Origin of the sequence: Ancylobacter sp. 3268, from assembly GCF_031456575.1 — a bacterium.
Lineage (GTDB): Bacteria > Pseudomonadota > Alphaproteobacteria > Rhizobiales > Xanthobacteraceae > Ancylobacter.
In genome coordinates, this window is the sequence record NZ_JAVDUX010000003.1 from 90,599 (window position 1) to 103,068 (window position 12,470).

Genomic DNA, 12,470 nt, shown 5'->3' on the forward strand with positions numbered 1-12,470 from the left:
GCCAGGATCGACCGCGCCAGGGAACAGCGGCCGCGAAGGCGGCACCCACGAAAAAGGGGCAAGGCGGTTATCGTGTCGGAACTGAAGCTTCTCTCGGTGGTGTCCGAGGTCTATCCGCTGGTGAAGACCGGCGGACTCGCTGATGTGGCCGGCGCGCTGCCGGCGGCGCTGGCGGCCCAGGGGATCCAGGTGCGCACGCTGGTGCCGGGCTATCCGGCGGTGATGGCGGCGCTCGGCGCGGTCGAGGAAGCGTTCTACTTCGACCATCTGTTCGGCGCGCCGGCGCGGCTCTACGCCGCCACGGCGGCCGGCCTCGACCTGTTCGTCATCGACGCGCCGCATCTCTACGACCGGCCGGGCGGTCCCTATGTCGGCACCGATGGGCGCGACTATGCCGACAACGCCCAGCGCTTCGCCGCGCTGGGGGCGGTGGCATCGGGGATCGGGCTCGGGCTGGTGCCGGCCTTCGTGCCCGACGTGGTGCACGCCCATGACTGGCAGGCAGGCCTCGCGCCGGCCTATCTGCACTATGCCAGCGGGCGGCGGCCCGGCACGGTGATGTCGATCCACAACATCGCCTTCCAGGGGCAGTTCCCGGCCCATGTGGCGCCCGTGCTGGGAATGCCGGCGCATGCGTTCTCCATCGCCGGCATCGAATATTATGGCACGGTCGGCTATCTGAAGGCCGGCCTGCAACTCGCCGACCGCATCACCACCGTCTCGCCGGGCTATGCCGCCGAAATCCTGCAGCCGGAGGCCGGAATGGGCCTCGAAGGCCTGCTGAACCAGCGGCGCAGCGTGCTCACCGGTATCCTCAACGGGCTCGACGCGGCCGCGTGGAACCCCGCGACGGACCGCCTGATCCCGGCACCGTTCGACGCCAAGAGACTGTCGGCCCGCGCGGCCAACAAGGCGGCGCTGCAGGCGCGGTTCGGCCTGGCCGAGTCGCCGGACACGCTGCTGTTCGGCGTGGTGAGCCGGCTGTCCTGGCAGAAGGGCCTCGACCTTTTGATGGACGGGTTGGGCACGCTTATCGATCTCGGCGCGCAACTGGTGGTGCTGGGCAGCGGCGATCCGCAGCTGACCGAGCGCTATGCCGGCTCGGCCTGGGCCAATCCCGGCCGCGTCGGCGTGCAGTTCGGCTATGACGAGACCCTGGCGCATCTGATCCAGGCGGGAGCCGACGCGCTGCTGGTGCCCTCGCGCTTCGAGCCCTGCGGCCTCACCCAGCTGGCGGCGCTGCGCTATGGCGCGCTGCCGGTGGTGGCGCGGGTCGGCGGGCTCGCCGACACGGTGATCGACGTCAACGAGATGGCGCGGGCGAGCGGGGTCGGCACCGGCGTGCAGTTCTCGCCGGTGACCGTGCCGGCACTGCAGGCGGCGCTCGGCCGTACCCATGCGCTGTGGCAGGACAAGGCGCTTTGGCGAAAGCTGCAGCGCAACGCCATGGCGACGGACGTTTCCTGGGATCGCGCCGCGCGCGCCTATGCCGAGCTGTTCCGCTCTCTCGCGCGGGAGCGGGCGGCGTGACCGACTGGCGGCTGACGGGCGGGCGGCCGGAGCCGCTGGGCGTCACGCCCGCCGGGCAGGGGACAAAGGCGGGCGTCAATGTGGCGGTGTTCTCCGCCCACGCCACCCGTATCGAGTTCTGTCTGTTCGACGTCGTCGACATCGAGATGGCACGCATCGCCCTGCCGGAGCGCACCGGCGACGTGTTCCACGGCCATGTTGCCGGCATCTCGCCGGGCATGCGCTACGGGCTGAGGGCGTTCGGCCCGTGGGATCCGGCCAACGGGCACCGGTTCAATCCGGCCAAGCTGCTGGTCGACCCCTATGCGGCGGCGCTGGATCGGCCTTTCGTGCTGCATGACGCGCTGTTCGACGCCCGTGCGCGCGGCGCACGCGAGGACGAAACTGACAGCGCCGCCCATGTGCCGAAGGCGATCGTGCCGGCGGACGAGGACGAGAACGAACCGGTGCGCCGACCCGGTTTCGACTGGGCGGGGCAGGTGCTCTACGAGCTCCATGTGCGGGGCTTCACCCGGCTGCATCCCGACATTCCGCTCGACCTGCGCGGCAGCTTTGCCGGGCTCGCCGCCCCCTCCGCCATCGAGCATCTGGTCAAGCTCGGCATCACCACGGTCGAGCTGATGCCAGCGATGGCATGGATCGACGAGCGGCATCTGCCGCCGCTGGGGCTCACCAATTACTGGGGCTACAATCCGGTGGTGTTCGGCGCGCCGGACCCGCGCCTCGCCCCCGGCGGCTTTGCCGAGATACGCCGGACGGTCGCGGCGCTGCATGCGGCGGGCATCGGCGTGGTGCTCGACGTGGTGTTCAACCACACCGGCGAGAGCGATGTATTCGGGCCGACGCTGAGCCTGCGCGGGCTCGACAACGCGACCTATTACCGGCACGCGGCCGGCGATCCCGGCAGGCTGCTCAACGATGCCGGCACCGGCAACACGCTCGCTCTCGAGCGCCCGCCGGTGCTGCGGCTCGCCATGGACATGATGCGGCGCTGGGCGGCGGCCGGCCTCGACGGCTTCCGCTTCGATCTCGGCGCCACGCTCGGCCGCCGGGTGGACGGCTTCGACCCCGAGGCGCCGTTCTTCGCCGCCATGGCGCAGGACCCGGTGCTGCGCGATCTCGCCTTGATCGCCGAGCCGTGGGATATCGGGCCGGGCGGCTATCAGGTCGGCAATTTTCCCGCGCAATGGGCCGAGTGGAACGACCATTTCCGCGACGCGGCGCGGCGCTTCTGGCGCGGAGAGGACGGCCAGGTCGGCGAACTGGCGACACGGCTCGCCGGCTCGGCCGATGTGTTCGCGCCGCGCCGGCGGCCGCTGTCGCGGGCGATCAATTTCGTCACCGCCCATGACGGTTTCACGCTGATCGACCTCGTTTCCTACGCGGGCAAGCATAATGAGGCCAATGGCGAGGACAATCGCGACGGAACCGATGCCAATCACAGCTGGAACCATGGCGTCGAAGGACCGAGCGACGATGCCGAGGTGACGGCACGGCGGCGGGGGGACTGCCGGGCATTGCTGGCGACGCTGCTGGCGGCACGCGGCACGCCGATGCTCACCATGGGCGACGAGTGCGGGCGCTCGCAACGCGGCAACAACAATGCCTATGCGCAGGACAATGTCCTGACCTGGCTCGACTGGAGCAAGGTGGATGGCGGGCTGGCGCGCTTCACCGCCAGGCTGGTGGCGCTGCGCCGCGCGCATCCGGCGCTGACCGGCGAGGCGCCGCTGACCGGGCGGCCGCTTGATGCCAGCGGCATCCCCGATGTCGAGTGGCGGGCGGCGGACGGAACCGCTGTCGGCTGGGACGATCCGGCGACGCGGACGCTGGTGGCCGGATTCTACGCGCCTTCTGTCGGGCACCGGGCGGCCGACCGGGTGATCGTGGCGCTGAACGCCGCGGACGCGGTGGTGCCGCTGGTGCTGCCGGAGGCGCGGGACGGCTTCGCCTGGCAGCTCGCCGCCGATACGTCGCGGCCGGAGGCCGAGCCCGACACGGCGCCGGAGGACGGATCGCTGGTGCTGCCCGGTCGGGCGGTGCTCATTCTCGTCGAGGTGGCGGAACCGCGACGGGCGCGGCGGCCGGCGGATCCGGCGCTGCTGGAGAGCCTCGCGGCGGCGGCCGGCATCGCGCGCGAGTGGTGGGATGTCGACGGCAACCACCATCCGGTGAGTGACGACACCAAGCGGGCGCTGCTGGCGGCGCTCAAGCTGCCGGCGGGCAGCGGCGGCGAGGTGCGCGACAGCCTTGCCGCCCTGTCGGAAGAACGGTTCGGCCGCGATCTGCCGCTGGCGCTGGTGGTGCGACCGGGCGGCGCCGAGCTGGTGCTGGGCGGCGCGGCGGCGTTGAGCGGGCGCAGCCTCGACCTCGCCATCGTGCTGGAGGATGGTAGCGAGCAGCCGTTGCGCATCCGTCCCGAAGAGGGCGTGACACGCGAGGTGACGCGGCCGGACGGGCGGCTTGCCGCCGAGCGGCGCGTCGGCTTGCCGGAACTGCCGCTGGGACGGCATGTGCTGCGGCTTGGTTTGAGCGAATGCCAGCTTACCGTGGCGCCGCGCTCGGGCTATCTGCCGCCGGCGCTGGAGGCCGGCGAACGCGTTTTCGGCCTCGCCGGCCACCTCTACACCTTGCGCCGCAGCGGTCATGATTGCGGCATCGGCGATTTTACGGCACTGGCCGACCTCGCGGAGGCGGCGGCGGCACGAGGCGCGCAGATTCTCGGGCTCAACCCGCTGCATGCGCTGTTTCCGCAGGATCGCCGGCGGGCGAGCCCCTACCACCCCTCGGATCGGCGTTTCCTCGACCCGATCTATATCGATGTGACGGCGCTGGCCGGGCCGGCGACGGTCAATGAGGCGCTGGCGGCCGGGCAGGGCGAGTTCATCGCGCTCGCGGCCCTGGGTGACGTCGATTATGCCGGCGTGTGGGCCGCCAAGCGCCTGGTGCTGGAAGCCGCCTTCGCGGCGACCGGCGAGGCGGCGGATGCGGATTTCGATCGCTTCATAGCCGAGGGCGGCGCCGCTTTGCAGGGATTCGCGGCGTTCCAGCTGCTGTCGCGGCGCTTCGCCGGGCTGAGCTGGCGCGACTGGCCGGACGGGCTCGCCGCCGCGCGCGGGCCGGCCGTCGTCGCATTTTCCGCCGCGCATCGGCGCGAGATGCGGTTCGAGCTGTGGCAGCAATGGATTGCCGACCGCCAGTTCGGCGCAGCGGCGCAGCGGGCACAGGCGGCCGGCCTGTCGCTCGGCTTCTACCGCGACCTGGCGGTGGGCACCGCGCCGGACGGCGCCGAGGCCTGGGGGGAAGCGGAGGCGTTGATGGCGGGGGTGACGATCGGCGCGCCGCCGGACCCGCTCGGCCCCGAGGGGCAGAACTGGAACCTGCCGCCGCTCGACCCGCTCGCCATGGCGCGTGACGGCTATCGCGGCTATGGCCGGCTGCTCGCCGCCAATATGCGCCATGCCGGTGCGCTGAGGGTCGACCATGTGATGGGCCTGCGCCGGCTGTTCCTGCTGCCGGAGGGGGCGAGCGCCGCCGAGGGCGCCTATCTCGCCTATCCCTTTGCCGATCTCGCCGGGCAGGTGACGCTGGAGAGCCGGCGCGCGCGTTGCCTGGTGGTAGGCGAGGATCTCGGCACCGTGCCGGAGGGCATGCGCGGCGAACTCGATCGCGAGCGGATGCTGTCCTACAAGGTGCTGTGGTTCGAGCGGCAGGGCGAGGGCTTCGCGCCGCCGGCCGACTACCCGACGCTGGCGGCGGCCTGCGTGTCGACACACGACCTGCCGACGCTGGCCGGCTGGTGGGACGGCGTCGACCTCGCCGAGCGGCGGGCGCTGGGGCTGGACGACGAGGCCGCCTTCGAGGCCGGTCTCGCGGAGCGGGCGCGGGAGAAGGCGCGGCTCGGTGCGGCGTTGTTGCGCGAGGGCCTGGTCGCCGAGCTGCCGGCGGAAGGAGCCTCGCTCGACCCCGGTTTGCTCGCCGCCGTGCATGCCTATGTGGCACGCACGGCGTCATTGATCGCGCTCGCTCAGCTCGACGACCTCGCGGGCGAGAAGGTGGCGGTAAACCTGCCGGGGACCGACCGCGAGCGGCCGAACTGGCGGCGGCGACTGTCGCAGCCGGTGGACGCCGTGCTGGAAACGTCCGCGGCGCGCCTGGCGCTGGAAGCCATGCGCGCCGCACGTTAGCCGCGGCCGATCACGGCGGCGGCGGGTTGGCGGGCGTCGTCGGCGTCGCGGGAGCAGGAGCGGCGGGAGCCGGAGCGGCGGGAGCCGGAGCACTGTCTGTAACCGGTGGCGTCGGCGCTTCAGTCGGCTGTGGAGTGGTGCGCCCGGAAAAATGCACCGCCGCATAAAGGGCCACGACCAAGAGAACGGCGGCGGCGATCAGCGTTGTCGTACGGTTCATGCCACTCTCCGGTGTCATGTTACGTTACGTGATGAATTTTTTCATTGTCGCAACGTTCGTGATAGACGAAAGTTCCAGTTCCACGACCCGGCGGGCGGCCATGCCCACTGCCGGGGAATGATTGGGCGAGCCGCACAAGCGGCCGGGTTCCCGCCATTTCTCCGGCGGCGGGACGTATGGGGAGGAGAACGTGATGCTGCAGGCCGAGTTCGACATCGTCACACTCTCGCCGTCCACGGTGCGGGTGATGCACCGTGTGGCGCACCATATTTACGAGTTCTCGCTGGTGGATGACGGCTGCGGCCGGCGCATCGTCTCGCAGGGGCCGTCCATCCTGTTCGGCAAAAGCGACCAGGTGGCGGCGTGGAACCTCGTCGCCGAGGCCGAGCGGGTCGCTGCCGAGGTGGCCCGCCGTACCGGGATGATCGACTGACAATTTGCGGTATTGCCGCGGCCTCTGCACCTGAGCCGAGCGGCATGGCCTTTCCGTGTCGCTGCGGGCGAAGGTGGCGGCGCCATGGCGGTCGCCCGGTGGCCAGTACGGGGTTGCGCGGGCGGTAGGGGACCGGGGATGCGACGACCTTCCGGTGGTCGCGCCGCGCCCGGCTGGTCGGCGGCTGGCGATATCCGGTCAGCCCTTCTTCGACTCGCGCTGTCGACGCGCCTGCACCGCGGGACGGCGGGCGCCGCGGCATGTCTTCACCGCTTCGGTACTGGCGTCATCCCTCCAATCATGTATATGGACGAATATATGATCGCGGGAGACGTCCTATGTTCCATGCCTCCGCCCCCCTGTTCCGGCCGGTCATAAAGCTGGCCGCCACCATTGCCGTTGCGCTGCTTGTCAACCTTGCCGCCACGGTCTCGGAGGCGCGGGCGCAGACGACGGTGTTCGCCGCCGCCAGCATGACCAATGCGCTGCTGGACATCGGCAAGCTCTACAAGGAGAAGACCGGCAAGGATGTGGTGTTCTCCTTCGCCGCCTCCTCGGCGCTGGCCAAGCAGCTGGAAGCCGGCGCGCCGGCCGGCATCTTCATTTCCGCCGACACCAAGTGGATGGACTATGCCGAGGGCAAGGACCTCACCTTGAAGGCGACGCGGGTGACGCCGATCGGCAACAGCCTCGTGCTGATCATGCCGGCCGATACCGCCAAGGACGTCACGATCGACAAGAGCTTCGACTGGCTGGCCTTCCTCGGCGCCGATGGCAAGCTCGCCACCGGCCTTACCGACTCGGTGCCGATCGGCGTCTATGCCAAGACCGCGCTGACCAATCTCGGCCAGTGGGACAAGGTGAAGGCGCGCGTGGTCGGCGCCGAAAGCGTGCGCGCGGCGCTGGCGCTGGTGGAGCGCGGCGAGGCGGCCGCCGGCATCGTCTATTCCACCGATGCCGCCATCGCCAGGAATGTGAAGGTCGTCGCCACCTTCCCGGCGGTCAGCCACCCGCCGGTCGAATATCCCTACGAGATCGTCAAGGGGCAGGACACGCCGGAGACCAAGGCGGTGTTCGATTTCCTCGTCGGTCCGGAAGCCAAGGCGGTTTACGCCAAATACGGCTTCGTGGTGCATTGACGGAAGCGGCGGTCAAAGCGTGCCGCTCCGGGGAAGCCCATGCTGACGCCTGAGGAATGGACGGCGGTGTATCTGAGCCTGAAGGTCGCGTTCTGGGCGACCTTCTGGAGCCTGCCTTTCGCGCTGGCCACCGCCTTCGTGCTGGCGCGGCTCGATTTTCCCGGCAAGAGCCTGTTCGATGGCCTCGTCTATCTGCCGCTGGTGCTGCCCAAGGTGGTGGTGGGCTATCTGCTGCTCATCACCCTCGGGGCGCGCGGCTATCTCGGCCAGTATCTCGCCGAATGGTTCAACATCCGGCTGATCTTCACCACCGCCGGCGCCGTCGTGGCGGCGGCAGTGATCAGCTTCCCTCTCACCGTCAACGCCATCCGCCTGGCGCTGGAGGCGGTGGATCGCGGGCTGGAGACCGCGGCCCGCACGCTGGGGGCGAGCCGGCTCGACGTCTTCTTCACCATTACCCTGCCGCTGATGCTGCCCGGTATCCTCTCCGGCGCGCTGCTCGCCATCTCCTCGGCGCTCGGCGAGTTCGGCGCCACCATCACCTTCGTCTCCAATGTCGAGGGACAGACGCGCACCATTCCGCTCGCCATCTACAGCGCAACCCACATGCCCGACGGCGATGCGATGGCGCTGCGGCTCACGGCGGTGTCGATCGTGCTGGCGCTGGCCTCCTTGCTGCTTGCCGGCCTGGCCGACCGGCGGATCCGCACATTGATCGGCCGCGCATGATCGAGGTCGCCATCCAGCTGGCGCGCCCGGGTTTTTCTCTCGCGGCGCACTTCACCGCGCCGGGAGCGGGGGTGACCGCATTGTTCGGCCCCTCCGGTGCCGGCAAGACCACCATCATCCAGGCATTGGCCGGGGTGGTGCGGCCGGACAAGGGGCGCATCCTCGTCGATGGCGAGACCTATTTCGATTCGGCTGGCGGCATCGACGTGCCGATCGAGCGCCGCCGCGCCGGCTATGTGTTCCAGGATGCGCGGCTGTTCCCCCACATGTCGGTGGAGCGCAATCTGCGCTATGGCCAGCGGCGTTCACGCGGCGCCGATGCCGGCATCGGCTTCGACGCCGTGGTGGACCTGCTCGGCATCGGCCATCTGCTGCGGCGGCGGCCGCATACGCTGTCCGGCGGCGAGAAGCAGCGCGTCGCCATCGGGCGGGCGCTGCTGGCGCAGCCGCGGCTGCTGTTGATGGACGAGCCGCTCGCAGCGCTCGATGCCGCGCGCAAGGCGGAGATCCTGCCCTATCTGGAACGTCTTCGCGACGAGATGAGGCTGCCGATCCTCTATGTCAGCCATTCCATCGAGGAGGTGCTGCGACTCTCCGACCGGGTGGTGGCGCTCAAGGATGGCCGCCAGGTCGCCGAGGGGCCGGTAGCGGAGGTCATGTCGCGGGCGGACATATTGCCGGTGGTCGGGCGCTTCGACCTCGGCACGGTGCTCGACTGCACGGTGACGCGGCATGACGAGGATTATGCCTTGTCGACGCTGGCCTTTCCCGGCGGAGAACTCCGGGTACCGCGCGTTGAGGCGCGGCTCGGCGGAGGGGTGCGGGCGCGGGTGCGGGCGCGCGATGTCGCCATCGCGCTGGCCAAGCCGGTGGACGTGTCGGTAACCAACCTGCTGCCGGCGATGGTCGAGGCGATCACGCCGGGCGAGGGCCCCTATGCCGATGTGGCGCTGGTCGCCGGGGCGAGCCGGTTCGCCGCCAGCGTCACCCGCGAGAGCGTCGAGCGGCTGGGCCTGACGCCGGGGCGCGCGGTGTGGGCGATGATCAAATCGGTGGCGGTGGATAGCCGCAGCCCGGACTTCACGACCCCGCTGGGGCCGTCGTCCTAGCCTTCGCCGACCGTTTCGCCTTGCCGGAAGCGATCGAGGCCGGCTTTTCCCTGCCATCCGCCGGCTTTGGCGCCAAGGCGGCGCGCAACTCGGCGATCTCGGTGGCGGCCGCAGCGGCGCTCTTGGCTTCGATGCTGCGGTAGAGCGCGATCAGCCGCTCGCCGAAGGCGGTGAGGTCGGTGCCATGGCCGCGCCGTCCGGGATGGGTGACCACAACACGCTGGCCATAGGACGTATCGAGCGCCTCGACCAGCAGCCAGGCGCGTCGATAGCTCATGCCTATCTTCCTGGCGGCCGAGAGGATGGAGCGCTCGGCGCGGATGGTCTCCAGAAGCTCGATCATGCCGGGGCCGAGATGGCGGCCATCGCCGAAATACACACGGATGAACAGCCCGTCGCGCGGCCGCGCGGCGTCGCCATCTTCTGGATCGTGGTCGCGGCGGTTGCTCATGCCTGTCCGTGATGGTGCCGGCGCCCCTGTTTCGCGATCCTAGGCGAAGGGGCGCCGGGCCGAAAGCGCCCCGTTCGAGCGCTCAGGCCGTCGCGCGGCTGGATCGTGGCCGGCGCGTGAAGGCGACGTCGAGCGCGAGCATCGCCAGCATCGAGGCACCCACCAGCGGGAAGAGCACGCCGACCACGGCCATGATGGCGAGAAGGCCGCGCATCGCCCGTGGATCGGCCGGTGCGGGCGGGATGCCGAGCGCGCCGGCCGGACGCCGCTTCCACCACATGACCCCCGCCGCGACCGACATCAGTACGATGGCGAGGCATATGGCGAGCAACACCAGCTGGTTGGCGAGGCCGTATTCCTGGCCCATATGCACGTTGATCCCCCATTCCATCGCCTTGGCGGCCGGGCCGTAATCGGCATAGCTCATGTCGATCAGCGGTGTGCCGGTGTACTGGTCGAGGTGCACGACGCGCTGCTTCGACAGGTCGTCCGGGTAGACGGTGGCGGAGTAGACGCCGGTGGCAGAGCCCGGCAGGCTGAGCGCATAGCCGGGCGATACGCCCATGGCCTCGACGATGGCCGCGGCGCGGTCGATGCCGATCGAGGTGCCGGCCGGCTCCGCGGACAGCGGCATCTTCGCCTGTTCCAGCGACCACGGCGTCGGCCCGGTGGCGTGGGACAGGTGCTCGTCCGACATCGGCACATTGTCGTAGACGCCGGCGGGATAGCCGTAATTGGCGCTGTTGGCCCATTCATTGACCTTGGCACCCCACAGGATCGACCAGGGCATGCCGGACAGCGCCATGACGGCGATGGCGAGGCCGGCAAAAGCTCCGGTGACGGCGTGCAGATCGCGCCAGAACACCCGCCGCTTCGGGGTGCCGCGCACGGATAGGACGCCGCCGGTCTGCTTGCGCGGCCACCACAGATAGAAACCGGTGCCGACCAGCAGGATCGACCAGCCGCCGACGATTTCGATGACGCCGTTGGCGACCGGCCCGAACTCGGCGAGGCTGTGCAGGCGGCGGAAGAGCCACATGATCGTGCCCTTGTCGGCGAGCTCTCCCAGTACCCGCCCGTCATAGGGATCGACATAGACCGAGCGGCGGGCGCCATCGGCCGTCTTCACCACGATTTCGGCGGAGCTATCCGGGGTGGTGGGGGTGACGATCTTGAGCGCCACACCTGGGCGAGCGGCCAGCGCGGCGTCGATCAGCCGGCTCGGGGGCAGCGGAGCGGTGGCGCGCGGCTCGACCTGCTTGAGGTCGTGGTGCCAGAGAGCATCGATCTCATTGTGAAACAGAAAGGCGCCGCCGGTCACGGCGAGCAGAACGAGGAAGGGCAGCACCAGCAGGCCGGCATAGAAATGCCAGCGCCAGACGGCACGGTAAAGATTGAGCGCGCCCGCCTCGTTGGAGGGCGCTTCGTTGGACACGGGAGTGGCGTTCATCGGATCACATCCGGAAAAAAAGCCGACACGCGGCGCGCAACGCCCCGCGGCGCCCGGACACAGGCCGGGGCGTCGGTGGGGTGGTTCGCGCAGAGGCGTCAGCCGATGGGAAGGACGGGAGCTGTCTCGTGCCGGCGCTCATCCGGCCGGCGCGAGTGGCCCAGGTTCAGTTCGACGGCGTGCCGTGGCCGGCATGCGGGTCGGCCGCCGGCGTGCCGGCGGCGCCTTTCGGCCCGGCCATGCCCTCGACCTTGAACTCGACCGCCACCGTGCCGGCCTTCTCGAAGGTGAGGGTGCCCTTGAAGCTGGCTCCTTCCTTCAATGGCTGCCTGAGGTCCTGCAGCATCAGGTGATAGCCGCCCGGCGCCAGCGCCACCGTGCCGCCGGCAGGGATTGGGATACCGTCGGGCAGCATCTGCATCTTCATCACCCCGTCGCTGACGCTCATCTCGTGGATCTCGGCGCGCCCGGCGATATCGGCGGCGACGGTCACCGACACCAGTCGGTCCGGCGTGCTGCCGGTGTTCTCGATGGAGAGATAGGCGCCGCCGACCTTGGCGCCGGGCGGCGTCATCCGCGCCCAGGGATGGCCGATCTCCAGCGCGCCGAGCTTGAAGCCATGCGCATGAGCGGCATCGAAGGCGAAGAGCAGCAGCGCCAGCGCGAGCAGAGAGAAGGCGAGGCGTTGGCTGGTATCGCGGAAACTGTTGAAAAAGGCGGACATGTTGAATTCCCGTGGAACGGCGCCGGAAGGCGGCCGTCCGAATGACGACAGATGCGGAAAGGCAGGATCTGCGTCAGGCCACGGGAGGGGCGCGAGCGTTGTGCGGAAGATGCGCGGTGCCGGTGGAAGGGGCGTCCACCCGCGGGCCGGCGAGCGTGATGGCCGGCAGGGCGAGCGGCGCGGGTATCGGCGCCAGTTCCGGCGGCGGCAGCGAGGCCAGCGCGCCGATGCGGCAATTGGCGGTGCAGCAATCGGGCAGGTGGCCGGCGCTGTCCTGCTGGCCGTCCGGCGTCGTGGCGTTGAGGCAGATGACCTCGCCGGCCGGGCCGAGCGCCACGCCCATTCCGGCATGGGCGCCCATGGCCAGGCCGCCCAGCACCGTCTGCAGGACGAGCAGATAGGCGGCGAGGATCGCCGCCGCCATCAGGCTCATCTGTGGTGCGCGGTTGCTCATGCCGTCCGTCGCGCTGCCTCGCCCCATGGAACGTTCCATGGATG

Annotated in this window: 11 protein-coding genes; 6 read left to right on the plus strand and 5 right to left on the minus strand. The window is 70.0% G+C overall.

What is annotated here, in order from left to right; translation table 11 throughout:
* The first annotated feature begins 72 nt into the window (after window positions 1-72).
* Together glgA and glgX are read left to right on the plus strand one after the other, a co-directional pair.
* Window positions 73-1,530: a glycogen synthase GlgA gene (glgA, locus tag J2X65_RS04875; RefSeq protein ID WP_310198818.1), complete on the plus strand. Its 1,458-nt coding sequence runs from the start codon at window positions 73-75 to the stop codon at window positions 1,528-1,530.
* Entirely contained in the window at window positions 1,527-5,717 is a 4,191-nt protein-coding gene (glgX, locus tag J2X65_RS04880; protein WP_310198821.1) for a glycogen debranching protein GlgX, read from the plus strand. Before glgA ends, glgX begins: the two co-directional genes overlap by 4 nt.
* Window positions 5,718-5,727: 10 nt before the next feature.
* On the opposite strand, the gene J2X65_RS04885 is transcribed toward glgX, so the two are convergent.
* Window positions 5,728-5,937: a hypothetical protein gene (locus J2X65_RS04885; RefSeq protein WP_310198823.1), complete on the minus strand. Its 210-nt coding sequence runs from the start codon at window positions 5,935-5,937 to the stop codon at window positions 5,728-5,730.
* Window positions 5,938-6,130: 193 nt separating this feature from the next.
* On the opposite strand from J2X65_RS04885, the gene J2X65_RS04890 reads away from it, so the two are divergent.
* The 4 genes from J2X65_RS04890 to modC all read left to right on the plus strand — a co-directional run bounded on the left by J2X65_RS04890 (window position 6,131) and on the right by modC (window position 9,347).
* Window positions 6,131-6,370 (plus strand): hypothetical protein, encoded by a 240-nt coding sequence (locus J2X65_RS04890; RefSeq protein WP_213363787.1) that lies wholly within the window; start codon window positions 6,131-6,133, stop codon window positions 6,368-6,370.
* A gap of 338 nt (window positions 6,371-6,708) precedes the next feature.
* Entirely contained in the window at window positions 6,709-7,509 is an 801-nt protein-coding gene (gene modA, locus J2X65_RS04895) for a molybdate ABC transporter substrate-binding protein (RefSeq protein ID WP_310198826.1), read from the plus strand.
* 39 nt (window positions 7,510-7,548) lie between these two features.
* Entirely contained in the window at window positions 7,549-8,238 is a 690-nt protein-coding gene (modB, locus tag J2X65_RS04900) for a molybdate ABC transporter permease subunit (RefSeq protein WP_310198828.1), read from the plus strand.
* Window positions 8,235-9,347 (plus strand): molybdenum ABC transporter ATP-binding protein, encoded by a 1,113-nt coding sequence (gene modC, locus J2X65_RS04905; protein WP_310198831.1) that lies wholly within the window; start codon window positions 8,235-8,237, stop codon window positions 9,345-9,347. Before modB ends, modC begins: the two co-directional genes overlap by 4 nt.
* On the opposite strand, the gene J2X65_RS04910 is transcribed toward modC, so the two are convergent.
* The 4 genes from J2X65_RS04910 to J2X65_RS04925 all read right to left on the minus strand — a co-directional run bounded on the left by J2X65_RS04910 (window position 9,319) and on the right by J2X65_RS04925 (window position 12,465).
* Window positions 9,319-9,798 (minus strand): LysR family transcriptional regulator, encoded by a 480-nt coding sequence (locus tag J2X65_RS04910; protein ID WP_310198834.1) that lies wholly within the window; start codon window positions 9,796-9,798, stop codon window positions 9,319-9,321. The two genes, modC and J2X65_RS04910, sit on opposite strands and share 29 nt — an antisense overlap.
* Before the next feature lie 82 nt (window positions 9,799-9,880).
* Window positions 9,881-11,248, minus strand: coding sequence for a PepSY domain-containing protein (locus J2X65_RS04915; RefSeq protein WP_310198836.1), 1,368 nt, complete (start codon window positions 11,246-11,248; stop codon window positions 9,881-9,883).
* Window positions 11,249-11,414: 166 nt separating this feature from the next.
* Window positions 11,415-11,972 carry a copper chaperone PCu(A)C gene (locus J2X65_RS04920; protein ID WP_310198840.1) on the minus strand — a complete coding sequence of 186 codons (558 nt, stop codon included), beginning with the start codon at window positions 11,970-11,972 and terminating at the stop codon, window positions 11,415-11,417.
* A 73-nt stretch (window positions 11,973-12,045) separates the two neighbouring features.
* Window positions 12,046-12,465 (minus strand): hypothetical protein, encoded by a 420-nt coding sequence (locus J2X65_RS04925; protein ID WP_310198843.1) that lies wholly within the window; start codon window positions 12,463-12,465, stop codon window positions 12,046-12,048.
* Between the last annotated feature and the right edge of the window lie 5 nt (window positions 12,466-12,470).

Bases quoted from the DNA above. Each gene is read 5' to 3' on its own strand.
- J2X65_RS04925 (WP_310198843.1), bottom strand. From the start codon at position 12,465: ATGGAACGTTCCATGGGGCGAGGCAGCGCGACGGACGGCATGAGCAAC.
- J2X65_RS04910 (WP_310198834.1), bottom strand. From the start codon at position 9,798: ATGAGCAACCGCCGCGACCACGATCCAGAAGATGGCGACGCCGCGCGG.
- modB (WP_310198828.1), top strand. From the start codon at position 7,549: ATGCTGACGCCTGAGGAATGGACGGCGGTGTATCTGAGCCTGAAGGTC.
- modA (WP_310198826.1), top strand. From the start codon at position 6,709: ATGTTCCATGCCTCCGCCCCCCTGTTCCGGCCGGTCATAAAGCTGGCC.
- J2X65_RS04915 (WP_310198836.1), bottom strand. From the start codon at position 11,248: ATGAACGCCACTCCCGTGTCCAACGAAGCGCCCTCCAACGAGGCGGGC.
- J2X65_RS04920 (WP_310198840.1), bottom strand. From the start codon at position 11,972: ATGTCCGCCTTTTTCAACAGTTTCCGCGATACCAGCCAACGCCTCGCC.
- modC (WP_310198831.1), top strand. From the start codon at position 8,235: ATGATCGAGGTCGCCATCCAGCTGGCGCGCCCGGGTTTTTCTCTCGCG.
- J2X65_RS04885 (WP_310198823.1), bottom strand. From the start codon at position 5,937: ATGAACCGTACGACAACGCTGATCGCCGCCGCCGTTCTCTTGGTCGTG.
- J2X65_RS04890 (WP_213363787.1), top strand. From the start codon at position 6,131: ATGCTGCAGGCCGAGTTCGACATCGTCACACTCTCGCCGTCCACGGTG.